This window comes from Streptomyces goshikiensis, from assembly GCF_014650555.1.
Lineage (GTDB): Bacteria > Actinomycetota > Actinomycetes > Streptomycetales > Streptomycetaceae > Streptomyces > Streptomyces goshikiensis.
Window position 1 is genome coordinate 578,094 of the sequence record NZ_BMVE01000001.1, and the last position, 24,776, is coordinate 602,869.

21 protein-coding genes are annotated in these 24,776 nt (G+C 73.2%); 7 read left to right on the forward strand and 14 right to left on the reverse strand.

Features of this window, described 5'->3' with window-relative positions; genetic code table 11:
* Positions 1-107 precede the first annotated feature (107 nt).
* A complete protein-coding gene (locus tag IE248_RS02590) occupies positions 108-473 on the reverse strand; it encodes an MGMT family protein (RefSeq protein WP_190030065.1) in 366 nt (121 codons plus the stop codon).
* A gap of 110 nt (positions 474-583) precedes the next feature.
* Here IE248_RS02590 and IE248_RS02595 point away from each other — a divergent pair, with 110 nt between their 5' ends.
* Entirely contained in the window at positions 584-3,406 is a 2,823-nt protein-coding gene (locus IE248_RS02595) for a flippase-like domain-containing protein (protein WP_008743828.1), read from the forward strand.
* Positions 3,407-3,488: 82 nt separating this feature from the next.
* On the forward strand, positions 3,489-5,078 hold the full coding sequence (locus IE248_RS02600) for an alpha/beta hydrolase (RefSeq protein ID WP_190029869.1): 1,590 nt from the start codon (positions 3,489-3,491) through the stop codon (positions 5,076-5,078).
* Positions 5,079-5,172: 94 nt separating this feature from the next.
* Here the strand turns inward: IE248_RS02600 and moeZ are convergent, their stop codons facing one another.
* From moeZ to IE248_RS02655, 12 genes are all read right to left on the reverse strand, one after another.
* Positions 5,173-6,351, reverse strand: a complete 1,179-nt coding sequence (gene moeZ / locus IE248_RS02605; RefSeq protein WP_008743835.1) for an adenylyltransferase/sulfurtransferase MoeZ — start codon at positions 6,349-6,351, stop codon at positions 5,173-5,175.
* A 63-nt stretch (positions 6,352-6,414) separates the two neighbouring features.
* Positions 6,415-7,167 (reverse strand): spherulation-specific family 4 protein, encoded by a 753-nt coding sequence (locus tag IE248_RS02610; protein ID WP_190029870.1) that lies wholly within the window; start codon positions 7,165-7,167, stop codon positions 6,415-6,417.
* Complete coding sequence (locus IE248_RS02615) at positions 7,155-8,216, reverse strand: SDR family oxidoreductase (RefSeq protein ID WP_037798105.1); 1,062 nt, start codon at positions 8,214-8,216, stop codon at positions 7,155-7,157. The genes IE248_RS02610 and IE248_RS02615 overlap by 13 nt, the downstream gene beginning before the upstream one ends.
* 151 nt (positions 8,217-8,367) lie before the next feature.
* Positions 8,368-9,270 (reverse strand): hypothetical protein, encoded by a 903-nt coding sequence (locus IE248_RS02620; protein WP_190029871.1) that lies wholly within the window; start codon positions 9,268-9,270, stop codon positions 8,368-8,370.
* Positions 9,267-11,114 carry a DUF3492 domain-containing protein gene (locus IE248_RS02625; RefSeq protein WP_229895096.1) on the reverse strand — a complete coding sequence of 616 codons (1,848 nt, stop codon included), beginning with the start codon at positions 11,112-11,114 and terminating at the stop codon, positions 9,267-9,269. The genes IE248_RS02620 and IE248_RS02625 overlap by 4 nt, the downstream gene beginning before the upstream one ends.
* Before the next feature lie 164 nt (positions 11,115-11,278).
* A complete protein-coding gene (locus tag IE248_RS02630; RefSeq protein WP_190029872.1) occupies positions 11,279-12,943 on the reverse strand; it encodes a dipeptide ABC transporter ATP-binding protein in 1,665 nt (554 codons plus the stop codon).
* Positions 12,940-13,929 (reverse strand): ABC transporter permease, encoded by a 990-nt coding sequence (locus tag IE248_RS02635; RefSeq protein WP_008737132.1) that lies wholly within the window; start codon positions 13,927-13,929, stop codon positions 12,940-12,942. The genes IE248_RS02630 and IE248_RS02635 overlap by 4 nt, the downstream gene beginning before the upstream one ends.
* Positions 13,926-14,909 (reverse strand): ABC transporter permease, encoded by a 984-nt coding sequence (locus IE248_RS02640; protein WP_008737134.1) that lies wholly within the window; start codon positions 14,907-14,909, stop codon positions 13,926-13,928. Before IE248_RS02640 ends, IE248_RS02635 begins: the two co-directional genes overlap by 4 nt.
* Positions 14,906-16,639: an ABC transporter substrate-binding protein gene (locus tag IE248_RS02645; protein ID WP_190029873.1), complete on the reverse strand. Its 1,734-nt coding sequence runs from the start codon at positions 16,637-16,639 to the stop codon at positions 14,906-14,908. Before IE248_RS02645 ends, IE248_RS02640 begins: the two co-directional genes overlap by 4 nt.
* Positions 16,640-16,821: 182 nt before the next feature.
* Positions 16,822-16,917 carry an Ms4533A family Cys-rich leader peptide gene (locus IE248_RS38535; protein WP_322870819.1) on the reverse strand — a complete coding sequence of 32 codons (96 nt, stop codon included), beginning with the start codon at positions 16,915-16,917 and terminating at the stop codon, positions 16,822-16,824.
* A 70-nt stretch (positions 16,918-16,987) separates the two neighbouring features.
* Positions 16,988-18,610: a DUF3152 domain-containing protein gene (locus IE248_RS02650; RefSeq protein WP_190029874.1), complete on the reverse strand. Its 1,623-nt coding sequence runs from the start codon at positions 18,608-18,610 to the stop codon at positions 16,988-16,990.
* Positions 18,552-19,574 (reverse strand): alpha/beta fold hydrolase, encoded by a 1,023-nt coding sequence (locus IE248_RS02655; protein WP_008737139.1) that lies wholly within the window; start codon positions 19,572-19,574, stop codon positions 18,552-18,554. The genes IE248_RS02650 and IE248_RS02655 overlap by 59 nt, the downstream gene beginning before the upstream one ends.
* A 143-nt stretch (positions 19,575-19,717) precedes the next feature.
* On the opposite strand from IE248_RS02655, the gene IE248_RS02660 reads away from it, so the two are divergent.
* The 4 genes from IE248_RS02660 to IE248_RS02675 all read left to right on the forward strand — a co-directional run bounded on the left by IE248_RS02660 (position 19,718) and on the right by IE248_RS02675 (position 21,527).
* A complete protein-coding gene (locus IE248_RS02660) occupies positions 19,718-19,933 on the forward strand; it encodes an Rv3202a family protein (RefSeq protein ID WP_037790944.1) in 216 nt (71 codons plus the stop codon).
* A gap of 126 nt (positions 19,934-20,059) precedes the next feature.
* Positions 20,060-20,707, forward strand: a complete 648-nt coding sequence (locus tag IE248_RS02665; RefSeq protein ID WP_037798100.1) for a TetR/AcrR family transcriptional regulator — start codon at positions 20,060-20,062, stop codon at positions 20,705-20,707.
* 160 nt (positions 20,708-20,867) lie between these two features.
* The gene (locus IE248_RS02670; protein WP_008737145.1) at positions 20,868-21,095 is read left to right on the forward strand and encodes a DUF3107 domain-containing protein; all 228 of its coding nucleotides are present in this window, start codon (positions 20,868-20,870) and stop codon (positions 21,093-21,095) included.
* A gap of 129 nt (positions 21,096-21,224) precedes the next feature.
* Positions 21,225-21,527, forward strand: a complete 303-nt coding sequence (locus IE248_RS02675; RefSeq protein ID WP_008737147.1) for a hypothetical protein — start codon at positions 21,225-21,227, stop codon at positions 21,525-21,527.
* A gap of 98 nt (positions 21,528-21,625) precedes the next feature.
* Here the strand turns inward: IE248_RS02675 and IE248_RS02680 are convergent, their stop codons facing one another.
* Positions 21,626-22,384 carry a ferritin-like fold-containing protein gene (locus IE248_RS02680; RefSeq protein ID WP_037790866.1) on the reverse strand — a complete coding sequence of 253 codons (759 nt, stop codon included), beginning with the start codon at positions 22,382-22,384 and terminating at the stop codon, positions 21,626-21,628.
* A gap of 465 nt (positions 22,385-22,849) precedes the next feature.
* On the opposite strand from IE248_RS02680, the gene IE248_RS02685 reads away from it, so the two are divergent.
* A complete protein-coding gene (locus IE248_RS02685) occupies positions 22,850-24,739 on the forward strand; it encodes a DEAD/DEAH box helicase (protein WP_229895098.1) in 1,890 nt (629 codons plus the stop codon).
* The last annotated feature ends 37 nt before the right edge of the window (positions 24,740-24,776 follow it).

A 24,776-nucleotide genomic window follows, 5' to 3' on the forward strand; every position in this document is an offset into this window, starting at 1 on the left:
CAACGGGCACGTCCCCCGCAGGGACCCCGGGTGGCGCGCGGGGTCCCGCGCGCACTCCCCCGTACGCGTCTTCGACCTCCCGCCCGGGCGCCCCATGGCGGAAGCTGTCAGATGTGAGCCTCGTCCCTTCCGCCCGGCCCGGATCCCCCGTCCCGCCCGTCCCAGCGCGCCCTGCGCATGTCGAGCCGCTGCTCTCCGGTGGCGGTCTCGCGCAGCGGGGTGGACTCTGTCCGGTAGTGCTCCAGCGCGCGCAGCTCGCTCCCGGGAAGGGGCCTGCCGTCCGACCTGACCACCCGCCACCAGGGCACGGCTCCCCCGTACAGGGCCATGACGCGCCCGACTTGGCGCGGTCCGCCCTCGTCGAGCCACTCGGCGACGTCCCCGTACGTCATCACCCGGCCGGGCGGAATCCGCTCGGCCGCGTCCAGTACCCGCTCCGCGTACGCGGGCAGCTCTTCGCTCATTCGGCACATGGTGCCGTACGTCACCGACAAGACCTTGGAAGGTTTCCTTCCGCGATGGCGCGCACCCTGATGCCTCCCCCGCCCGCCCGTCCGTGCCACCATCTTCCGGGCGGTGACGCGTGATACGTGATCAAGAAGAGACGGATGTGAAGGCGAAGGAGCAGGGTGTGAGCCCTCCGGACGGCGATGCGACGGACGACGGCGCGCGCCCAGACGGCGGCTCCGCCGCGCACTCCGACGCTCCTTCACCGCGGGCGGACGGCGGCGCCTCCACGCGCCCCGACGCCCGGAAACCCCAGGCCCCGCGGGCCCCACAGGACCCGCAGGCCCCGAAGCCCGGTGGCAACGGCGACCACGACCACGCCCCGACGGCGGCCGACCAGGTCGAGGTGGACGAGCCCCTGCTCGCCGCCCGCGTCCACCGGCCGTCCGACCTCGTCCGGCTGCTCGTCGGCGTCCTCGGCATCGCCGTCGTCCTCGCCATCGCCGCCTTCGCGCACGGCACCACCGTCGGCCTGGAAGCGGACATCAGCAAGGGCACCGGCCAGGCGCCGGACCTGCTCATCAAGGTCGCCGGGCTGGTCTCCAGCATCGCCGTGCTCCTCGTGCCCGTCGCCTTCGCCATCGAGCGGCTGATCAAACGCGACGGACTGCGCATCGCCGACGGCGTGCTCGCCGCCGTCCTCGCGCACGGGGTGACGCTCGCGACCGACCTGTGGGTCTCCGAGGCCGCCCCGGAGAGCATCCAGGACGCCCTGACCCGCTCCGCCGGCGCCGGCGGGGCGCTCACCGACCCGGTGCACGGATACCTCGCGCCGGTCATCGCGTACATGACGGCCGTGGGGATGTCCCGCAGGCCGCGCTGGCGGGTCGCGCTGTGGCTGGTGCTGCTGCTCGACGCGTTCGCGATGCTGGTCGGCGGCTACACCACACCGTTCTCGATCATCCTGACCGTGCTGATCGGCTGGAGCGTCGCGTACGGGACCCTCTACGCCGTCGGCTCGCCGAACGTCCGGCCCACCGGGCAGAACCTCCTCGCCGGGCTGCGCCGGGTCGGTTTCCAGCCGGTCAGCGCGAGGCGCGCCGAATCACCCGACGGATCCGATTACGACGCCGACCGGGGGCGCAGCTACCACGTCACCCTGGAGGACGGGCCTGCGCTCGACGTCACGGTCGTGGACCGCGAACAGCAGGCCCACGGGTTCTTCTACCGGGTCTGGCGCCGGCTCACCCTGCGCGGCATCACCGTCCGGCGCAGCCTGAACTCCTCGCTGCGCCAGGCGCTGGAGCAGGAGGCGCTGCTCGCGTACGCGGCGATCGCGGCGGGGGCGAACGCGCCGAAGCTGATCGCCACCTCCGAGCTCGGCCCGGACGCCGTGATGCTCGTGTACGAGCACCTGGGCGGCCGGTCCCTGGACTCCCTCCCCGACGAGGAGATCACCGACGGGCTGGCCCGCAACGCCTGGGAGCAGGTGCGGGCGCTGCAGTCGCGGCGGATCGCGCACCGCAGGCTGACCGGTGACGCCCTCGTGGTGGATCGTTCCGGCAACGTCATCCTCACCGACCTGCGCGGCGGCGAGATCGCGGCCGGCGACCTGGTGCTGCGGATGGACATCGCGCAGCTCCTGACCACGCTGGGCCTACGGGTCGGCGCGGAGCGGTCGGTGGCCTCGGCGGTGTCGGTGCTCGGCCCGGACGCGGTGGCGGACTGCCTGCCGCTGCTCCAGCCGATCGCGCTGAGCCGCTCCACGCGGGCGACGCTGCGCAGGCTCGCCCGGGAGCGGGCGGACCGGGAGCGGGAAGCCGTACTGGAGTCCTCGCGGGCGGCGAAGGCGGCGCGGGAGGCGGTCTCGGGCACGGCCACGGGCACGACTCCGGCCGCTGACCGCAAGGCCGAGAAGCGGGCGCTGGACGACGCGCTCGAAGAGGCCCGCGAGGAGGACCTGCTGAGCCAGATCCGCCGGCAGGTGCTGCTGATCCGCCCGCAGGCGCCGGTGGAGCCGGCCCGGCTGGAGCGGATCCGGCCGCGCACGCTGGTCTCGTTCATCGCGGGCGCGTTCGGCGCGTACTTCCTGCTGACGCAGCTGGCCCACGTGGACTTCGCGACGATCATCAGCTCGGCGCAGTGGGGCTGGGTCGGGGCGGCGCTGGCCTTCTCGGTCCTGACGTACTTCGCGGCGGCGATGAGCCTGCTGGGCTTCGTACCGGAGCGGGTGTCGTTCCTGCGGACGGTGCTCGCGCAGGTGGCGGGCTCGTTCGTGAAGCTGGTGGCGCCGGCGGCGGTCGGCGGAGTCGCGCTGAACACCCGCTTCCTCCAGCGCTCCGGGGTCCGGCCCGGTCTGGCGGTGGCCAGCGTGGGCGCCTCGCAGTTGTTCGGGCTGGCCAGCCACGTCCTGCTGCTGCTCGCGTTCGGCTACCTGACGGGGACGGAGAAGACCCCGGAGATGACCCCGTCGAGGACGGTCATCGCGGGTCTGCTGACGGTCGCGGTGCTGGTCCTCGTCGTGACGGCGGTGCCGTTCCTGCGGAAGTTCGTGGTGACCCGGGTACGGGCGCTGTTCGCGGGCGTGGTGCCGCGCATGCTGGACGTGCTCCAGCGGCCGCAGAAGCTGGTGACCGGCATCGGCGGGATGCTGCTGCTGACGGGCTGCTTCGTGATGTGCCTGGACGCCTCGATCCGTGCCTTCGGCGGCGGGCAGGCCATCAGCTACGCGAGCATCGCGGTCGTCTTCCTCGCCGGCAACGCCCTCGGCTCGGCAGCCCCGACCCCCGGCGGCATGGGCGCGGTGGAAACCACCCTGACCCTGGGCCTGATCGCGGCGGGCCTGGACAAGCAGGTCGCCATCTCGGCGGTCCTGCTGTTCCGCCTGATGACCTTCTGGCTCCCGGTCCTCCCCGGCTGGATCTCCTTCAACTTCCTGACCCGCAAGGAAGCGATCTGACGCCCGGCGGGGCCCCGCGCCGGCGCTACCCGAATGGGTCAGCGCGGGGGCGGGGGGGAGGCGGGGAACGCAGGATGGGGGCATGTCGAGAAATGTGCTGCGGGCCGCCGTTGCCGTCGTCGTCGCCGTGGGGCTGGCCGGGGGCTGTTCCGACAGTGGCGGGGAGCAGAAGACCAGGGCCGGCGGGACCGAGGGGGCCGAGCCGCTGAAGTGGGGGGAGTGCGAGGCGCCGACCCCCGCCGAGGGGGGTGGGCAGGCGCCGCCGAAGGACTGGCAGTGCGCCACCCTGCACGTGCCCCTCGACTACGCGAAGCCCGAGGGGGAGACCATTCCGATCGCCCTCATCCGCGCGAAGGCGCGCGACAAGGACAAGCGGCTCGGGTCGCTCGTCTTCAACTTCGGCGGGCCCGGCGGATCCGGGATCAGTACGCTCCCCGGCGCGGCCAAGGAGTACGAGGCGCTGCGCGAGCGCTATGACCTGGTCAGCTTCGACCCGCGCGGGGTCGGCGGCAGCGCGCCGGTCCGCTGCGAGGACAACAAGCAGCTCGACGCGTACTACGCGCAGGACAACACCCCCGCGTCCGCGCAGCAGGAGAAGGCCTTCGTCGACGGCATCAAGCAGTACCAGAAGGCCTGCGAGACGAACTCCGGGAAGGTGCTGCCGCACGTCGGCACCGAGAACGCCGCCCGCGACCTGGACCGGATCCGCCAGGCGCTCGGCGACGAGAAGCTGAACTACTTCGGGATCTCCTACGGCACCGAACTCGGCGGGGTCTACGCCCACCTCTTCCCGAAGAACGTCGGCCGGGCCGTCTTCGACGCCGTCGTGGACCCGACCAAGACCTCCGAGGAGGGGGCGCTCGGCCAGGCGAAGGGCTTCCAGCTGGCCCTCGGCAACTGGGCGCAGGACTGCGTGAACCGGGGTGACGACTGCCGGATCCAGGGCAGCACCGCCAAGGAGATCGAGGACAACATCATCAAGCTACAGAAGGAGCTCGCCGCGCACCCCATCCCCGGTATCGGCGACCGGAAGCTGACCGAGTCCGCCGCCACCAACGGCATCGCCCAGGCCCTGTACTCCAAGGAGCTCTGGCCGCTGCTGGAGCAGGGGCTGGACGAGGCCGAGGGCGGGCAGGGGCAGTTGCTGATGGCGCTGTCCGACGCGCTCAACGGCCGGGACCAGAACGGCAATTACAGCAACATCGGCGCGGCCAACACGGCGATCAACTGCGCCGACTTCAAGGACCGCTACACGCTGGCGCAGACGAAGGCCAAGCTGCCGGCCTTCCGCGCGGCCTCGCCCGTCTTCGGGGACTTCCTCGGCTGGGCGCTGATGAGCTGCACCGACTGGCCGGTCCCGGGCGCGTGGGAGACCCCGGACGTGTCCGCCCCGGGTTCCGCGCCGATCCTGGTGATCGGCAACACCGGGGACCCCGCGACCCCGTACGAGGGCGCCCGCAACATGGTGGAGCGGCTCGGCCCCGGCGTCGGGGTGGAGCTCACCTACAAGGGCGAGGGGCACGGCGCGTACAACAGCGGCGACGCGTGCGTGCAGGCGGCGGTGAACTCCTACCTGCTGGACGGGAAGGTGCCGGGCGCGAACACGGTCTGCACGCCGACCAAGACTCCGTCGGTCGCGCCTTCCGCCCCTCCCGAGCCCCTCGGGGTGTGAGAGGAGAGGGTGTGAGAGAAGGGCCGTGTCCGCGCGATTCGGCGCGGGCACGGCCCTTCCTCGGTACTGCTTCCGATACGGCTTCCGGTGCGGCCTAGTAGACCGGCTTCTCGGGTTCGATCTGGTGGACCCAGCCGATGACGCCGCCACCGACGTGCACCGCGTCCGCGAAGCCCGCGGACTTCAGGACGGCGAGAACTTCCGCACTGCGGACACCCGTCTTGCAGTGCAAGACGATGCGCTTGTCCTGCGGCAGGTCCTGGAGGGCCGTGCCCATCAGGAACTCGCCCTTGGGGATCAGCTTCGCACCGGGGATCGAGACGATCTCGTACTCGTTGACCTCGCGGACGTCGATGATCTCGATCGGCTCGTCACCGTCGATCCACTCCTTGAGCTGCTTCGGAGTGATCGTGGAGCCGGCGGCCGCCTCCTGGGCCTCCTCCGACACGACGCCGCAGAAGGCCTCGTAGTCGATGAGCTCGGTGACGGTCGCGTTCGGGCCGCAGACCGCGCAGTCGGGGTCCTTGCGGACCTTGACCTGGCGGTACTGCATCTCCAGGGCGTCGTAGATCATCAGACGGCCGACCAGCGGCTCGCCGACGCCGGTGAGGACCTTGATGGCCTCGGTGACCTGGATGGACCCGATGGACGCGCAGAGCACGCCCAGCACGCCGCCCTCGGCGCAGCTCGGGACCATGCCCGGCGGCGGCGGCTCCGGGTACAGGCAGCGGTAGCACGGCCCGTGCTCGGACCAGAAGACCGAGGCCTGGCCGTCGAAGCGGTAGATCGAACCCCACACGTACGGCTTGTTCAGCAGTACGCAGGCGTCGTTGACGAGGTAGCGCGTGGCGAAGTTGTCCGTGCCGTCGACGATGAGGTCGTACTGGCTGAAGATCTCCATCACGTTCTCGGCTTCGAGCCGCTCTTCGTGAAGGACCACGTTGACGTACGGGTTGATGCCCAGCACGCTGTCACGGGCCGACTCGGCCTTGGAACGGCCGATGTCCGCCTGGCTGTGGATGATCTGGCGCTGCAGGTTCGACTCGTCGACCTCGTCGAACTCCACGATGCCCAGCGTGCCGACGCCGGCCGCGGCCAGGTACATGAGGGCGGGCGAGCCGAGGCCGCCCGCGCCCACGGCCAGCACCTTGGCGTTCTTCAGGCGCTTCTGACCGTCCATCCCGACATCCGGGATGATCAGGTGGCGGGAGTACCGACGGACCTCGTCAACGGTGAGCTCAGCAGCCGGCTCGACCAGGGGTGGCAGCGACACGGGGACTCCGTAGATTGCTATGTCTGAACGGTTGTTCTTCCCGTAACACTGCCACGCCCCTCTTCATTCCGAGACACCCAGTCCGATGCGTGAGACGATTTCGTCCCAGTACGCGGGCATCGAGGCCCATGGGTCCCGGTCCCCGGCGCCCCTGCGGTCGGTGAACCAGACGGTGCCGGCGCCCTGCCAGCGCGCGATCCGGACGGCCTCCTCCAGATGCGTGCGCGGCACCCCGTGCACCAGGTGGCAGAACCGCTCCGGCGGGTGCTCGGAGGTCCATTCGGCCACCTGCGACCAGCGGTAGTCGGCCCACGCCCCGGAGAAGGTCACCAGCTGGTCGGCCGCGTCCGCATAGCCCGCGTACGGGTGGGTGCCGTGCCCGAGGACGATCCGGAGCCCGTCGCCGAGCCCCCGCAGGGTGTCCACGACCCGGCGCACCGCTTCGAGTTCCCCCCGGTCGGCCGGGGCGTCGGCGAGGTAGAACCCGCCCACCCGGTACCAGTCCCGGAAGCGGTGGGCGTCGGAGACCAGCTCCCCGAAGGAGCGCTTCCCGTTCCGCATCGCGAGGTGGCCGAGTACGGTCCCGCCGGCCTCCCGGAGCCTGGCCGCCGCCTCCGTGCAGTGCGGGTCGGGCCGGCCGCCCGGCCCGTCCGTCACGTTGAGCACGGCCCAGTGCAGCGGGGTCCCGGGCCGGGTCAGCTCGGCCCATTCCACCGGGGCGAGCAGCGGGTGCGCGTACCCGGGGATCCCGAAGCCCATGCCGCCGGCCCGGGCGCCCGGCAGCCGGGCCCCCGGCGGGGTGGTCAGATGCGGCACGCCGCCTCCATCCAGATGTCCGCGAGGGACTCCTCCAGGTTGATCCGGGGCCGCCAGCCGAGCCGGTCGCGGGCCGTGCGCACGTCGGCCTGCTGCCAGGCGCCGCAGCCGTCCGGGTAGGGGTACGGGGGCGGCAGCGCGCCCGCGAGCTGCTCGGGCGTCGCCTCGGACCGCGGGGAGCCGATCGCGGCCAGGCCGGCCTGCCGCCCCGGGTGGCCGTGGCCCGCGCCGAGGCCGTGTCCGGGACCGTGACCGGGACCGTGTCCGGCGCCGTGCTGCCGGTCCCCCGCGTTCGGTACGTCGAGCTCGTACAGCGAGCCTCCGTACCCGGCGACCCTGGCGAGCACGGCCGCCGCGTCCCGGAGCCGGACCGCGCGGCCGGTGCCGATGTTCACGACGCCCTGGGCCGCGGAGAGCGAGGCGGCGTGCACGGCCCGCGCCACGTCCCGTACGTCCACGAAGTCGCGCTGCACGCCGAGCCCGCTCAGCTTGAGCTCGCCGTCCCCTGCCTGCATCGCCCGCCGCATGGCCTCGGCGAGCCGGCCGAGCGGGGACCCGGCCGGGGTGCCGGGTCCGACGGGCGAGAAGACCCGCAGGACGACCGCGTCCAGCCCGGACCCGAGGACCAGCTCCGTGGCGGCGAGCTTGCTGACGCCGTACGGCCCGCCGGGTCTCGGCACGGCGTCCTCGGCCGTGGACGAACCGGGCTGGCTGGGCCCGTACTCGGCGGCGCAGCCGAGCTGGACGAGCCGGGCCCCGCAGCCGCTGCGGCGCAGCGACTCGCAGATGGTGGCGACGGCGACGGTGTTGTGCCGGGTCAGCTCCCGGGCGCCGCCGCGGGTGGCGCCGGCGCAGTTGATGACGACGCCCGGGTGGACGGCGTCGAGGAACCGGGTGAGCGCGCCGGGGCTCCCGGTGGCGAGGTCGAAGCGGACGTCCGCGTCGTCACCGCGGCCGAGCGCGGTGAGCTGGACGGCGGGGTCGGCGAGCAGCCGGTCGGCGACGTAGCGTCCGAGGTATCCGTTGGCTCCGATCAGCAGCACCCTCATCGCGCGGCCCCTTGGTTGGTTGGCTGGCCGGTCATCCTGTTTCTCCTTGGTCGGTGGGAAGGGGGTACGGGGCTTCGGCGTCGGCTCCGAAGGACGGGTGGCGAAAAGACGGGGAACAGAAGGGGACAGAGGGACAGAGGGGTTACGGGTGTCAGGGCCGGTCGTCCCCGACGGGTGCGTGCGCCGACGCGCGGGACAGCGCGAGGACGGCGAGTACGAGGAGCCCCGCGGCGGCGGCGGCCGCGGCCGCCGGGACCAGCGCGAGGGCCAGCGCGGCGGCGACGGGCCTGCGGTGGGCGCCGCGGGCTCCGTGGCTGAGCAGCAGCCGGGTCAGGAACAGCAGCACCGCGAGCGGTACGGCCTCGGCGAGCGGCGCCCCGGCGAGCGCGGCCGCCCCCGCGGCGGCCGCGGTGAACAGGGTGAGCGCCCCGAGGAACAGCGGCCTCGCCCCGGCGGCGAACTCCTCCAGGGCCCGGCTCCCGGCGAGCCTGCGCCGGGCCAGGGCCGCGTATCCGGCGGCGGCCAGGTACCCGGGCAGGACGGCCAGGGCGAGGGCGACGGCGAGGACGGCGCCGTGCCGGTACGTGGCCCAGCCGACGGCGAGCGCCGCGAGCAGGTGCGCGAGCCCGGGGAACCGCCCCCCGGCGGTCCGGCCGGGCCACACCAGGGCGGCGGCCACCGCCGCGACCGCGACGGGCCCGGCCCACGCCACCCCGGCGGCGCTCGCGCCGAGGGCGAGGGCCCCGGGCAGCAGGGCGTACCCGAGGCGGCGCATTGCCGGCGGGGCCGCGGTACGGGCCGGCCGGGCGGGGCCCGGCGGGGCGTCCCCGCGGGGGGTCCGCGCGTACAGCTCCTCGGCGAGGGAGAAGACGTCCCGGTGCCGGAACCGCGCGGCGGTGCGGTCGGTGAGGCCGTGCGCCTCCAGGCCGGCGGCGATCTCCAGCGGGTCAACGGCCCGCTCGCAGAGCGCCCGGTGCCGGTGCAGCAGTGCTTTGACGGGGTCCCCGGCGGGCCGCCGCCGGGGGGTCACGGGTACCGCTTCCTCGACGCTCATACGGCGGCCTCCGAGCTCCGGGCGGCCCCGGCGGCGGCGTCGCCCCCGCCCGCAGCGCCGCCAACACCCCCGCCACCGGGCCGTTCGCCACCCCCGGCGCTCGCACCGGCCCGCCCGGTACCCACACCGACACCCGCACCGGCCCGTTCGGCACCGACGTCCACACCGGCCCGCCCGGTACCCGCACCGGCCCGTTCGGCACCCGTGTCCGCATCCGCGTCCGCACCGGCCCGCCCGGTGCCCGCACGCGCGCCGCCGGCGCCCGCCGCCCCCGCAGGGTCCGGCAGCGGCGCCCATGTCGGCGTCGTCCAGTGGCCCGGGACCCGCGCCTCGGGCGGCTGGGCGAACGGGACGTCCCCGTCCGGCCGGGCGGGGCCCCGGGCCAGCAGCTGGAGGTAGATCTCCCGGAAGGCGGCCACGTTCTGCTCGACGGTGAACAGCTCCAGCGCCCGCGCCCGCGCGGCCGCACCCAGCCGCCGCGCCCGGTCCGGGTCGCGCAGCAGCGACAGGCAGGCGTCGGCCAGCGCCCGGGGGTTGCGCGGCGGCACCACGAGCCCGGTCCCGCCGATCACCTCGCAGACCGCTCCCGCGTCGGTGGACACGGTGGCCCGGCCGCAGAACATGGCCTCGGCCAGGGTGATCGGGAAGCCCTCGACGACGGAGGACAGCACGACCACCCGCCCGGCCCCGTACGCATCGGCCGACGAGGGCACCTCGGGGCCGCCGATCTCCTCGAAGGTGACGGGGTTCTCCCCCGCCGTGACCGCGTCGGCGGCCTCGTCCGGGAAGAGCTGCGCGGCCAGCGACCGGCAGTCGGCGAGGTAGTCGGGCGCCGCGCCGGTCGCGAAGATCCGCAGCCGGGTGCCCGGTTCGGCCCGCCGCACCTCGGCGAACGCGTGCAGCAGGGCGATGAGGTCCTTGGCGGGCTCCACCCGGCCGACCCACACCAGCGTGTCCGGGTCCCCGCAGTCGCCGGCCTCCCCGACGGTGGCGAATCGGTCCGCCTCCATCCCCGGGTGGACGGTCCGCAGCCGGTCCCGGCGGGCGCCGCAGCGCTCCTGCCAGCGGCGGGCGTGGGCGTTGCCGGGGGTCAGGAAGTCGGCCTCGGCGTAGATCTCGCCGGCGAGCCGGGTGTGGAAGGCGGCGAGCAGGGCGTGCACGGCGGGCCGCCGGCTCCCGTCGGAGTGCTCCAGGTAGTGGGCGCGCAGCCGGACCCCGTACTCGGTGACGAGCAGCGGCACCCCGAAGAAGCGTTTGGCCAGCAGCCCGGGGAGGGCCGCGACCCCGCCGGCGGCCGCGTGGCAGACGTCCACCGCGCCGAGCTCCTCGTACCAGTCGAGGGACAGCGGCCGCAGCGCGCGCTCCAGTTCGTCGACGAACTCCAGCAGGTCCGGCACCTGCGCGGTCCCTACGGCGCGGCTCGCGCCCGGCGCCCGGCAGGCCGACTCCACGGCCCGCACGGCGGTCTCGGAGCGCAGCGCCGCGTACAGCCCGCCCTGTTCCCGGGCGAGTTCGGCCAGTCCGTACAGTCCGGCGGCGAAGGGCTCGGCCTCGGCCGCGCAGATCCCGCGGACCAGTTCCCGGAAGCGTTCGGCGAAGCGGCGGCGCTCGCGCCAGTTGTAGCTGCGGCCGTCGTCGGCGGGGGCCCACAGCGGGGCGGTCCAGACGCGCGTGACGTGCTCCGGCAGGAGGACCCGGCCGTGTTCCTCCTGCTCGGCGCTGCGGCTCAGCGCGTAGAGCTCGAACTCGTGCTGCGGGAGCCCGCGCACCAGCCGGTCACACCACAGCCTCGCCTCTCCCGTCGCATACGGATAACCACCTTCGGTGAGCAGTCCGATCCGCACGAGTGGCACCCCCGATCTCCCGTCCAGGCGGTCGTCGTCGGTCCGGCGACCCGCCGCGGAAGAACTCAAGCGGATATGCCGAAGGCGCGACGGACGGTTGTCCGTCGCGCCACCGGAAGGGGTGAAGAGTCGTAACTTTCCCGTACGGTTCGCGTTCGAGCGCGCTAGGAAGGGCCTACGGCCCTGTGGCGGCGGGCGGCGGCGAGTTCCGGGTCGAGGACCGGTACCGCGTCCAGCAGCTGCCGGGTGTAGGGGTGCGCCGGCCGGTCGTACACCTCGTCCACCGGGCCCTCCTCGACGATCTCGCCGCTGCGCATGACGGCGACCCGGTCGCTGACCTGCCGGACCACGGCGAGGTCGTGCGCGATGAAGACGAGCGCGATGCCGAGCTCCTGCTGGAGCTCCGCCAGCAGGGCGGTGACCTGCGCCTGCGTGGTGACGTCGAGGGCGGAGACGGGTTCGTCGCAGACGATCAGCCGGGGCCGGGGCGCCAGGGCGCGGGCGATGCCGACGCGCTGGCGCTGGCCGCCGCTGAACTCGTGCGGGTAGCGGTCGTAGTGCCCGGGCTCCAGTCCGACGCGTTCGAGGAGCGCCAGGGCGCGGGCCCGTATGGCCGCCTCGTCGCGTTCCCCGGCGGCGCGCAGCGGGTCGGCGATGGACTCGCCGACCGAGCGGCGCGGGTTGAGGGAGGACACCGGGTCCTGGAACACCATCTGGACCCCGGCCGGGATGCCGCGGGCTTCGTCGCCGGCGTGGCGGACCCGTCCGGAGCTGGGTTCCAGCAGCCCGACGAGCATCCGGCCGAGGGTGCTCTTGCCGCTGCCGCTCTCGCCGACGACGCCGAGGGTCTCGCCCGCGCGGACGGCGAGCGAGACGCCGCCGACGGCGGTGACCCGGCGCTTGCCGCGCCCGAACTCCCGCCGCAGCCCGAGCGCCTCGACGACGGGCACCTCCGCCCCGTCCCCACCCGCCACCCCGGCCACCCCGGCGGCCGTCGTGGCCGTCTCCCGGGACGGGCGGGGCTTTCGCGGTGCGTCCAGCCGGGGTACGGCCGCCAGCAGGGCCCGGGTGTACGGGTCCGCCGGGCCGGCCAGTACCTCCGCCACCGGTCCCCGCTCCACCGCGTGGCCGTCCCGCATGACGAGCAGCTCGTCCACGCTCTCCGCCGCCACGCCCACGTCGTGCGTGACGAGCAGCAGCCCGAGCCCCTCCTCCCGGCGCAGCCCGTGCAGCAGGTCCAGGATCTGCGCCTGCACGGTGACGTCCAGCGCGGTGGTCGGCTCGTCGGCGATGAGCAGCCGCGGTTCGCAGACCAGGGCCATGGCGATCAGCGCCCGCTGGCGCATGCCGCCGCTGAACTCGTGCGGCCGCGCGCGGGAGCGGCGGACGGCGTCGGGGATGCCGACGCGGTCCAGGACGCTCACGGCGCGGGCGCGGGCGGCCCGCCGGGAGACGGCCGCGTGGACCCGGTACACCTCGGCGATCTGGTCGCCCACGGCGTAGTACGGGTCGAGGGAGCTGAGCGGGTCCTGGAAGACCATCGCGGCGGTGGCGCCGCGCAGCCGCCGCAGCTCGGCGGCGGAGGCGCCGCCGACGTCGGTGCCGGCCACGCGTACGGTGCCGCCGAGCCGGGTGCCGGTGCCCCGGTGCAGGCCCAGCAGGGCGGCGGCCACGGTGGACTTGCCGCTCCCGGACTCGCCGACGATGCCCAGGGCGTGCCCCGGACCCATCGTGAAGGAGACGCCGTCCACGGCCCGTACGTACGCGCCGGGGCCCCCGACCGGGAAGTCGACGACGAGGTCGCGCACGTCCACGAGGAGGTCGCTCATGACAGGGTCACCCTTCGGTCGGCGACGGCGTACAGCAGGTCGGCGACGGCTCCGGCGATCACGACGGCCGTGCCGATGGCCAGGACGACTCCGACGACGACGGGCAGGTCAACGACCCGGACCCCGTCGATGAGGGTCTTGCCGAGGCCGGGGATGCCGAACAGGGACTCGGTCAGCACGGCGCCTCCGATCATCGTCCCGAAGTCCACGGCGCTGAGGGCGATCACGGGCGCGACGGCGCCGCGCACCGCGTGCCGGGTGACCAGGGCCCGCTCCCCCACCCCGTAGGCGCGGAAGGTGCGGATGTGGTCCTCGGCCAGCGTCTCCAGGGTGGAACTGCGCGTGATGCGGGCGTACTTGGCGCTTTCGAAGACACCGAGGGTGATCCAGGGCAGCAGCAGGTTCCACGCCCACTGCTCGGCGTCCTCGCCGAACGGCACGTAGGTCGGGAAGGGGAGCCACTGGAGGTAGGCGCAGACGGCCATGAGGAGCAGCAGCCCGAGGATGAAGACGGGGGTGCCGGTGGCGGCGAGGGTGAGCACGGTCAGGACCCGCTCGGTGGCCCCGCCTCGGCGCAGCGCGGACAGCAGTCCGGTGCCCACGCCGACGACGAGCCAGATCACCAGCGCGCCGAGCGCCAGCGAGAAGGTGGCGGGCAGCCGCTCCAGGAGCAGCTCGGTGACCTGCCGGTCGTTCTGGTACGAGAATCCGAGGCAGGGCGCGTCGCAGTGCAGCACGGCGGCGCCGCCGGAGTAGTCGCGGCCGGCCAGCAGTCCCTGGAGGAAGTGCAGGTACTGCACGACGACGGAGTCGTTCAGTCCGAGCTGCTCGCGCACCTGGGCGATCTGCGCCGGGTTGCAGCGTTCCCCGCAGGCGAGGCGGGCGGGGTCGCCGGGGGCGACGTAGAAGAGGGCGTAGACGGCGAGGGAGAGGACGAGCAGGACCAGCAGGGCCCCGCCGAGCCGTCCGAGCACGAAGCGGGTCACGCCGTGCGCTCCTTTCTGGTGCCGACCCGCAGGCGCGAGCCCGCGCGCGGGTCGAGGGCCGTGCGGACGCCGTCGCCGAGGACGGTGAAGGCGAGCACGGTGACGAAGAGCAGCCCGGCGGGGAGGAGCACGTAGGCGGGGTCGGCGCGGAACCAGGTCTGGGCGCCGGAGAGCATCTGTCCCCAGGACGGGGTGGGCGGTTTGACGCCGACCCCGAGGAAGGAGAGCGAGGCCTCGATCACCATGTTGGTGGGGACCTTGAGCGCGGCGAGGGTGATGACGGGCGCGGCGAGGGAGGGCAGCAGTTCGCGGCGGGCGATCCGCAGGGTGGAGTTGCCCGACAGCCGGGCGGCTTCGACGAAGTCGAGGCCGCGCAGGGAGAGGGTCTGGGCCCGCACCATGCGGGCGACGCCGCCCCAGTCGAGGATCCCGATGGCCAGGACCAGCAGCAGCGGCCTCGGGAAGTCGGGCGGTACGACGGCGGTCAGCGCGATGGCGAGCACCAGCAGCGGCAGGGCGATCATCACGTCGGTGACGCGGGCGATGAGCCGGCCGAGGAGGCGGTTGCCGAGGGCGGCGGTGAGTCCGGCGACGACCCCGAGGAGGACCTGGAGGACGGTCGCGCCGAGGGCGACGAGCAGCGAGACCCGTGCCCCGTAGAGCAGCCGGGTGAACAGGTCGCGGCCGGTGCCGGGTTCGACGCCGAGCCAGTGGTCGCCGGAGATCCCGCCGAAGGAGCCGAGCGGGACGCCGCCGCGCGCGGAGTCGACGAGGTCGTCGTGGTAGGCGTTCGGGTCCTGGCCGCTGAGCTGGGCGAGCAGGGGCGCGGCGAGGGCGAGGAGGACGAGCAGCGCCAGTGCGCCGCCCGCGAGGAGGGCGGCGGGCCGGCGGCGCAGCCGGCGCCAGGCCCGGGGCGCGGGGCCCGCGCCCGGGGCGAGGGCCCCGGGCGCGGGCGCGGCCGGTTCGAGGAGGACGGTCACTTGACGGAGACCTGCGAGATGTCGAGGACGCCAGTCCAGTCGCTGATGACGACGTTCTTGACGTCCTTGCCGACGAGCCGCTTGTAGACCGGGTGGAACAGCGGTACGTCGAGGGCCTGCTCGCCGATCTTCTTGTCGAGCGCGCCCCAGCGCTTGCCGGCGGCGGCGAGGTCGGTGAGCTTGGCGATCTCGTCGATCTCGGTGTTCACGGCCTGGTCGTCGAGCTGCGCGTGGTTGTAGTTGGAGCCGTTGGTGACGATCTGCCGGCCGTCGAAGATCGGCGCGAGGAAGGGGCCGCCGGACGGCCAGTCGGCGCCCCAGCGGGAGAGGAAGAAGCCGGGGGTGTTCTTGGCGTCCCAGCGCCGCTCGTTGAAGGCGTTGTTCTCCAGGCCCTCCAGCTTGACGGTGATCCCGGCCGCGGCGAGGGCCTGCTGGACGGCGGTCGCGATCTCGGGGCCGGTCTGCCGGTTCTGGGCGGTGTTGTGGGTCAGGGTGATGCTGATGCCGTCGGGGAAGCCGGCCTCCTTCAGCAGTTCTCTGGCCTTCGCCGCGTCGCCGGTGGCGCCGGCCGGGAAGTGGTCGTACTTCGTGAAGCCGAAGGCCTCCTGCTCGGGCAGGAAGGTGGTGGCGGGCTCGGCCAGCGCCGAGCCGCCCGCCGCGTTGACGACGCTGGTGCGGTTGACGGCGTACGAGATGGCCTGGCGCACCTTCGGGTTGTCGAAGGGGGCGACCTTGGGGTTGAAGGCGAGGTAGTTGGTGTAGCCGAAGTGGCCGGTACCGACGCGCGCCGCGAGCTGCTTGTCGCCGCCGATCTGGGCCAGTTCGGCGGGGCCGAGGTTGGTGTCGGTGGTGATGGCGGCGGCGTCGGCGCCGGAGCTGGTGGAGAGCCGCTGGTTGATGACGGCGACGTCGAGACCGGAGCGGACGTCGATCTTGTCCGGGTAGGCCTTGCGCTCCTCGTCGGTCTTCGGGTCCCAGTGCTCGTTGCGCTCCAGGGTAAGGTGCTCGCCGTCGCCTTCGTTCTTGACGACCTTGTACGGGCCGGAGGAGACCGGGTGTTCCTCGTAGGTGACGCCGGTGTCCTTGGCCTTGGGCACGGGGGCGAACTGGGTCTGGGTGGCGAGGAAGGGGAATTCGCCCTCGGGCTTGCGCAGCTTGAAGGTGATCGTCTTCTCGTCGGGGACGACGATCGAGTCGAGGCCCTTGCCGCCGTTCTTGTACGGGCCCTCGTACGATTCGCCGCCGACGAGCCAGTCCCGCAGGTAGGGGGCGCCGCCCGACAGCTCGGCGGCGAAGGAGCGCTCGATGCCGTACTTGATGTCGGCGGTGGTGATCGGGGTGCCGTCCTCGTACTTCAGGCCGTCCTTGAGGGTGTACGTCCACTCGGTGGCGTCGGCGTTCGCCTTGCCGGTGTCGGTGGCCAGGTCGGGTACGACCTTGGTGCCGGCCGCGCCGTCCTCGCGGTTGCGGGTGGTGAGCGTGCGGAACACCAGCGAGGGAACGTTTCCGCCGCCCGAGGTGTAGAGGCGGGCCGGGTCGAAGTCGCTCTGCGGCTCGGCGTTCAGGACGGTCAGCGTGCCGCCCTCGCGCGGGGCACCGCCCGGCGCGCCGGAGCCCGAACCGGCTTTTTCCGTACCGCCCTTGGGCCCGCACGCCGCGGCGCCCCCGGCCAGTACGAGGCTGACGGCGACCGCGGCCACGCGGCGCGATGTGTGGGACTGACGGAGCATGGGAAAGGGACCTCTCGGCGTGAAGGGGAATGCGGAAGGGGGCCACGCGAGGGGCGGCGTCCGGCAGTCGTCGAATGCCGGATCAATGAACGGCGTCAAAGGAAAAGCCGCACCCGCGGGCATGGGCGGGCCCGGGCGCGGCGAAACGGGGAGAAGAAATGCGTCGCGCGCTCAGGCAGGCGTCAGCGACAGAGAACGTCGGACACGCTGTGCGCGGTCACACCAAGCAGCGCCCGCTCAATGGCGGCGCTCGCGGAAGTGGTGTGGCGGTGCGACATGCGGAGAACAATTACCGATCATCGGACAGGTTGTCAATGCCGAATTCGGTCCACGCACCGCCATTTCCCGTCAACTGCTCGGAAACACCCAAGGGTTGGGCAGACAGTGAATTCCTTCGAGGTCCAGGGACTTCGTCTGCTGCTGCATGATCGGAGCGAGCGCGCCGGGCGTCCGGCAGCTCACGTGCCCGTGTCCGAGCCGGTGCCCGACCTCGTGGTTGATGAGCATCTGCCGGTAGGCGAACATCGCGTTCGGGCCGAACGTCACCGAGCCCTGCGCCCAGCGGAAGGCGTTGATCATCACCCGCTGGGTGGAGGCGGAGTCGCAGGAGACGTTGTCGACGGTGGTGTCCAGGTCGGACTTGGCGCACCAGAACCCGGTGGTCCCCGGACTGGCCAGCGTGATCACGAAGTCGGCCTCGCCGCCCGGGACCCGCTCGAAGGTCATCGCGCCCTTGTGGGACCAGCTGCGGTCGTCGTTGAGGGTGCGCTGGACCGCCTCGGCGAACAGCTGCGGGTCCAGGCCCAGGCCCTGTTCGACATCGACGCGGTAGCGCACCAGCTTGCCCTTGCCGGGCGCCTTGGCCACGCCGGGCACGGTGTCGAAGGTCCCCGGGCCCTTGAGCTTCGCGTCGATGGGGAACTGCAGGGCCATCTTCTGCTCGAACGTCAGCTCCGGCGCGGCCGGGGCCGCCGCGCCGGGGGTGGCACGGCCGTCGCCGCGCGAGGCGGCGGACTGGCCGGGCACGGCGCGGCCCGAGTCGTCCCCGGCGCTGACGGCGTCGGACCTGGTCTTGCCCGTCGTCGTCAGCTGCCCGGCGACGACCACGGCGAGGACGGTGGTGACGGCCAGGGCGGCCATCCCGGTGTACACGCGGGCCTTCCGGCTCCGCGAGGGGCCGGCCGACGGGACGTCCTCGTCCTCGGCCGGGTCGATCGGGTCGTCCAGGTCGACCGGGTAGGCCGGGTAGGCCGTCGCGTCCGGGCCTGCCGGGCCCGCCGTACCGGTCCGCGTCACCGGACCGGCGGGCCCGGCCGGTCTGCGGGGTCCGGGCACCAGGCGGTGGGAGCCGGTGGAGGTCTCCGCGTCGAGCTCCGACTGCCCGAGCGTGACCCGCGGGAACCCGGCGGCCGGGGTCACGGAGGCCGGTGCGACGGTCTCCGGGACGGTGGCCGCCCCGGAGAGCCGGGTGCGCGGCACCCCCTGCCACTCCCCGTGGGCGGCGTCGCCGGCCGGGCCGTCGCCGGCCGGGCCGTCGGAGGCCGGACCCCCGGCGGACGGCGCCTCGGGAGCGGCCCCCCAGGCACCACCGGGCTCGCGCAGCTGCGGGTGGTCCCCGCCGCGCGCCGCCGGGCCGGGCCTCACCGGGGGCACGTACCCCGGGTGCGTGACGGTGGGCTCGGCGGTGCGCCCGTACTGCCCGAACGGATCGCGCGAGGCCCTGAAGGCGTCGAATCCGTCGGCGGAGGCGTGCGAGTCCTGCGGCGGCGCGTACGCCTCGTAGGCCCCCGACTCCTCCTGCGTTCCGTACGATTCGTGCGCCTCGTAGGGCGCGGGCTCCGCCGGCGCCGGCCGGGCGGGGGCGGGCCCGCTCCCAGGGGCAGGCTCCTTGCGACTATGTCGTCCCACGGTGTCAGCCTCTGCCGTCGTCGTTGTCGTTGTCGTCGTTGCCGGCGTTCCGGTCGGTGGCACCCGCGCCCACTCCGGTGTCGCTCAGCATCTCCCTGAAGGCGGCTCCCACCACCTCGGGGTACTCCATCATCGCCACGTGCCCGGCCTGCGGCAGACACAGCAGCCGCGAACCCCGGAAGGCCGCGGCCGCCTTGCGCGCCATACGGTACGAGACCAACTGGTCCCGGGCGCCGTAGATCAGCAGGGTCGGAGCGAGGACCCGCTGCGCCTGGCGCCACAGTCCGTGCTGCCCACCCAGGGTGTACGCGTCGACGATGCCCCGCGAGGAGCGGGTCAGCGCGTCCCAGAAGTACGGCAGCGCCATGCGCCGTTCCATCTCCTCGACCGCGTCGCGGAAGCCCTGCGGCGTCACCCGCCCGGGGTCCCCGTAACAGAGGCCCATCACTCCGCGGGTGCGCTGCTCGGCGCTCAGCTCCCGGGTCAGCCGCCCGACCATCCCCGCCATCCCGGGCAGCGCCAACAGTGCGGTCGGCACCGCCGACTTCTGCACGCGCAGCTCCGGCAGCGCGGGCGAGACCAGCGTCAGCGTGCTCACCAGGTCCGGCCGGACGGCCGCGACGCGGGTGGAGACCGCGCCGCCGAGGGAGTTGCCGAAGAGGTGCACGGGCCCGCGCCCGGCGGCGTCGAGGTGGCGGATGACGACGCGGGCGAGCGCGGTCAGGGAGTAGTCGCGGTCGGCGGGCGGCGGGGACCAGCCGAAGCCCGGCAGGTCCAGGGCCTCGCCGTCGACGGTGTCGGCCAGCCGCGCCATCAGATCGGACCAGTTCTGCGAGGAACCGCCGAGTCCGTGCACGAACAGCGCGGGCGGCAACCCCTCCCGCTCCGGCGGGCGTACCCGGACGTTCAGTTCCAGTCCGGACAGCCGGACGGTGCGCAGCTGCTCTCCGTCGGCCACTCGGACCGCTCCCACCTGGGAAGACGGCTCGGGATTGGCCCGTACGCCCGGCAGCTCGGTCGAAGACATGGGGCAATGTTACGAGACGATCACGCCCGGCCTCTTGTGTTCGCCGTCACAGGTCTGCTCTGGCGGCTCCCCCGCGATCCTCCTAGGCTCGTAGTGAGTACGGCCGTGCTCGATCAGGCGGCGTGGAAGGCGAGGGGAGCGGCATGACTGTCGACCCTGCGGAACCGGACACTTTCCGGGAGCAGCTCCGAGAGGCCCTCGACGCGGAAGCGCCCGAGGCGGACGCGGCTGAGCAGCACACCGAGCTGCAGCCGAGCGAGGACGACCCGCTCACCTCCGTGGACGGGAGCGAAGCGGCCGACGGGGACGCCTTCGAGCAGGCGCGGGTGGTTCCCCTGGACGAGGACGACTACCGCTGACCAGCGCGTCAGACCGGTCCGTACCGCGAGAAAACTCGGATTGAACCCTCCAGATTCGGTTACCGAAAAGTACGATGGCGGCGCGGCGCAGATCGCACTGTGTTCTTAGAGAAAGTGGGAGGCGGCGTGACAGCCATCGAGCAGACGGAGGCAGCGCGTCCCCGGGGCACGCGACTGCCGCGCCGAGCCCGGCGCAACCAGCTGCTGGGCGCGGCCCAGGAGGTTTTCGTCGCGCACGGCTACCACGCGGCGGCCATGGACGACATCGCCGAGCGTGCGGGTGTCAGCAAGCCGGTGCTCTACCAGCACTTCCCCGGCAAGCTCGACCTCTACCTGGCGCTGCTGGACCAGCACTGCGAGGCGCTGCTGCTGGCCGTGCGCACCGCGCTCGCCTCGACGAGCGACAACAAGCTGCGCGTCGCCGCGACGATGGACGCCTACTTCGCGTACGTCGAGGACGAGGGCGGCGCCTTCCGCCTCGTCTTCGAGTCCGACCTGACGAACGAGCCGGCGGTGCGCGAGCGCGTCGACCGGGTCTCGCTCCAGTGCGCGGAGGCGATCTCGGACGTCATCGCGGAGGACACCGGCCTGTCGAAGGACGAGTCGATGCTCCTGGCCGTGGGCCTGGGCGGGGTGTCCCAGGTCGTGGCCCGGTACTGGCTGTCGAGCGAGAGCCCGGTCGCCCGCGACACCGCGGTCGGTCTGCTGACCTCGCTCGCCTGGCGCGGCATCGCCGGCTTCCCGCTGCACGCCGCCGAGGCCGGCCAGGCCTGACGGCGTCCGGCGGTGTCCGGCGCCGCCCGACCGCGCCTGACATGCCGATGTTCGCTGCGAGCGTGCTCGGAGCGCGGCGTGCGCGTCCCCTCTCCGGGCTAATGTGGTCCGGGTACGGCGCGGCTGATCGCGCGAACCGGACCGTCGGAGGGACAAAGCCGTGGAGGTCAAGATCGGCGTGCAGCACGCACCCCGGGAGATCGTGCTGGAGAGCGACCTGAGCGCCGAGGAGCTGGAGCGCATCGTCACCGCGGCGCTGTCCGGCTCGGCGCCGCTGCTGAGCCTGACCGACAACAAGGGCCGCAAGGTCCTCGTGCCGTCCGAGCGGCTCTCGTACGTGGATCTGGGCGAGCCCAGCGCGCGCAAGGTCGGTTTCGGAGCGCTCTGAGGAGTCGGCTGCAAAGCACCGAGAACACGGGAAACGGCCTGGTGGATGATTCCACCAGGCCGTTTCCTTGTCTTCCGCTTCGGGTAGGACCGCAGTTGAACCGGTTGCCTGACCTCGGGAGGGAAATCCATGCTGCTGATCGAAGTGCTCGGCTCCGCTCTGCTGGGCCTCGCCCTGTCCGCGGCGGCCGTGCGCCTGCTCGCGACCCGGCTGCCGGCTCCCGGAATCGTGCTGGTCAGCGGGATGCTCGGGGCGCTCTTCGGGGCGTATCTCACCCACACCGCGCTCGGCCCGGGCCACAACAACCTGCCCGCGGTCTTCGGCGGCGGGGTGCTGGTGTCGGCGGTCGTCCTGTCGCTGCTGCTGCGTCCCGCGGCGGGGGCCGGGAGGTCGCCCCAGAGGGCTCCGTTTTCACTTCCGTCGCGGGGGTGAACACCAACACCGCGAGTAGCCGTCTTCCGGAGCACGGCGTACGCCGGCCCCGGCGCGGAGTGTTTCCGCGCCGGGGCCGGCGTACGTACGGGCGGGGCTCAGGCGGCGAGGCCGAGCGCGGCCATCCGCTTGGTGTGCGCCTTCGTGATGCGGGTGAACATCTCGCCGACGGCGGCGAGGTCGAAACCGGCGGCCATGCCGTCCACGCCGCCGACCAGCATCGTGGAGAGCGCGTCACGCTCCGCGACCACGCGCTGGGCCTGCGAGAGGGCCTCGCCCATCAGCCGCCGGGCCCACAGCGCGAGCCGGCCGCCGCAGCGCGGATCGGCCTCGATCGCGGCGCGCACCTTCTCGACGGCGAAGTTGCCGTGGCCCGTGTCGTCGAGCACACCGAGGACGAGGGCGCGGGTGTCGGTGTCGAGGTGGCTGGCGACCTCGCGGTAGAAGTCACTGGCGATCGAGTCGCCGACGTACGCCTTGACCAGGCCTTCCAGCCAGTCCGAGGGTGCGGTCTGGCGGTGGAAGTCGTCGACGCCCTTGGCGAAGGGCTCCATCGCGGCGGTGGGCTCGACGTCGATCGCCGAGAGCCGGTCGCGCAGCCGCTCGAAGTGGTGGAACTCGGCGGAGGCCATCTTCGCGAGCTCGGCCTTGTCGTCAAGGGTGGGCGCGAGCTTCGCGTCCTCCGCCAGGCGCTCGAAGGCCGCGAGCTCTCCGTACGCGAGCGCGCCGAGCAGGTCCTCGACGGCGGCCCGGTACTGCGGCGAGGCGGAGGCGGTGGCCCAGTCCTGGGCTGCGATTCCGACCGCCTCGGCGGGGTTGCTGTCGTCGGCGGGCGATGCGTTTTCAACGGTCGACATGCACCGCACAATAGCCCGCCGAAAGGGCCCGCAAGGCACCGCCTCTTGTCGCAGTCAGCCCGTGTAAACGCGACTCCCAGGTGAATTCACCCAACACAGCTGCGCGAATCCGGGGTACAGTGGTAATGCGCCTGCCGAATACTCGGCGGGCCATCAGAATGAGGATGCCCGGTCGGTGGCCCGATCGGCTCCACCTGACCGCCCTCGGCGTGATGCGTACGTTCATGCGTACCGCGTCCCACGAGGGGCCCCCTCAGCGGCAGAAGCGCTTGAGCGAAGGCCAGTGGTCCCGCGCAGCTTTGTGTGGCGCCCCCGAACGTGGGGGCGCAGTACTGCAAGCCCGGCACGGTACGACCCCCCTCGCCGCCTCGCGCCGCGTCTCACAGAAGAGGCAGCACCCTGACTACGTTCCGAGACCTTGGGATCTTTCCCGAGACCGCCGAAGCCCTTGAGGCCGTCGGCATCGTGTCCCCCTTCCCGATCCAGGAGATGACCCTCCCCGTCGCCCTTTCCGGCACGGACGTCATCGGCCAGGCCAAGACCGGAACCGGCAAGACGCTCGGTTTCGGCCTTCCGCTGCTGGAGCGGGTCATCGTCCCCGCCGACGTCGAGGCCGGCCGGGCCACCCCCGACCAGCTGACCGACTCCCCGCAGGCCCTCGTGGTGGTTCCGACCCGCGAGCTGTGCACCCAGGTCACCAACGACCTCCTGACCGCGGGCAAGGTCCGCAACGTCCGCGTCCTCGCCATATACGGCGGCCGCGCGTACGAGCCCCAGGTCGAGGCGCTCAAGAAGGGCGTCGACGTCATCGTCGGCACCCCGGGCCGCCTCCTGGACCTGGCCGGGCAGAAGAAGCTCGACCTCTCCCGCGTCAAGGCCCTCGTCCTCGACGAGGCCGACGAGATGCTCGACCTGGGCTTCCTGCCCGACGTCGAGAAGATCATCAACTACCTGCCGCCGAAGCGTCAGACGATGCTGTTCTCGGCGACCATGCCGGGCGCGGTCATCGGACTGGCCCGCCGGTACATGACGCAGCCGACGCACATCCGCGCCACCTCCCCCGAGGGCGAGGGCGTGACGGTCGCCAACATCAAGCAGCACGTCTTCCGTGCGCACAACATGGACAAGCCGGAGCTCGTCTCCCGCATCCTGCAGGCCGAGGGCCGTGGCCTCGCCATGATCTTCTGCCGCACCAAGCGCACGGCGGCCGACATCGCCGAGCAGCTGGAGAAGCGCGGCTTCGCCTCCGGCGCCGTCCACGGCGACCTGGGCCAGGGCGCGCGCGAGCAGGCGCTGCGGGCGTTCCGCAACGGCAAGGTCGACGTGCTGGTCTGCACCGACGTCGCCGCGCGCGGCATCGACGTCGAGGGCGTCACGCACGTCATCAACTACCAGGCGCCCGAGGACGAGAAGACCTTCCTGCACCGCGTGGGCCGCACCGGCCGCGCGGGCAACAAGGGCATCGCCGTCACGCTCGTCGACTGGGACGACATCCCGCGCTGGCAGCTGATCAACAAGGCGCTGGAGCTGGACTTCCACGACCCGGTCGAGACGTACTCCACGTCCCCGCACCTGTTCGAGGAAATGAACATCCCGGCCGGCACCAAGGGCATCCTGCCGCGCGCCGAGCGCACCCGGGCCGGCCTGAAGGCCGAGAACCTGGAGGACCTGGGCGAGACCGGCGGCCGCGGTGGCCGTGGCGGCCGCGGCCCGGCCGCCGCCGCGCCGGTCGCGGAGGAGCGTCCCGCGCGCACCCGTACGCCGCGTCAGCGCCGCCGTACCCGCGGTGGTTCGGAGCTGGGCTCCGAGGCCGCCGTCGTCGCCGCTCCGGTGACCCCGGCGGTCGAGGCTCCCGAGGCGCCGGCCGCCGACGAGCCGCGCAGGCCGCGCCGTCGCCGTACCCGTGCGTCGGCTCCGGGCACGCTGGTCGAGGCCGCCCCGGCCGTGGTGGCTCCGGCCGCCCCGGTCGTCGAGCCGGACTTCCAGATGGCCCCGCCGGTGGAGCCCGTCCGGGCCCGCCGCACCCGGACCCGCAAGGCTCCGGTCGCCGAGGTCGTGGCGCAGGCCCCCGTGGTGGAGGTTCCGGCCCCGGCCGTCGCCGCCGTCGCCGTTGCCGAGGAGGCTCCGGTCAAGCCGAAGCGGACCCGGACCCGCAAGGTCGCCGAGGCCGCGCCGGTCGAGGCCGCCGCGGTCGACGCCGTCGCCGACGAGGCTCCGGTCAAGCCGAAGCGCACCCGGACCCGCAAGGTCGCCGAGGCCGCCCCCGTCGAGGCCGCTGCCGCCGCCGAGGAGGCCCCGGTCAAGCCGAAGCGCACGCGGACCCGCAAGGTCGCCGAGGCCGCGCCGGAGGCGTAACCCCGCTCGCATGATGGCCCCGATCCCCTTTTCCAGG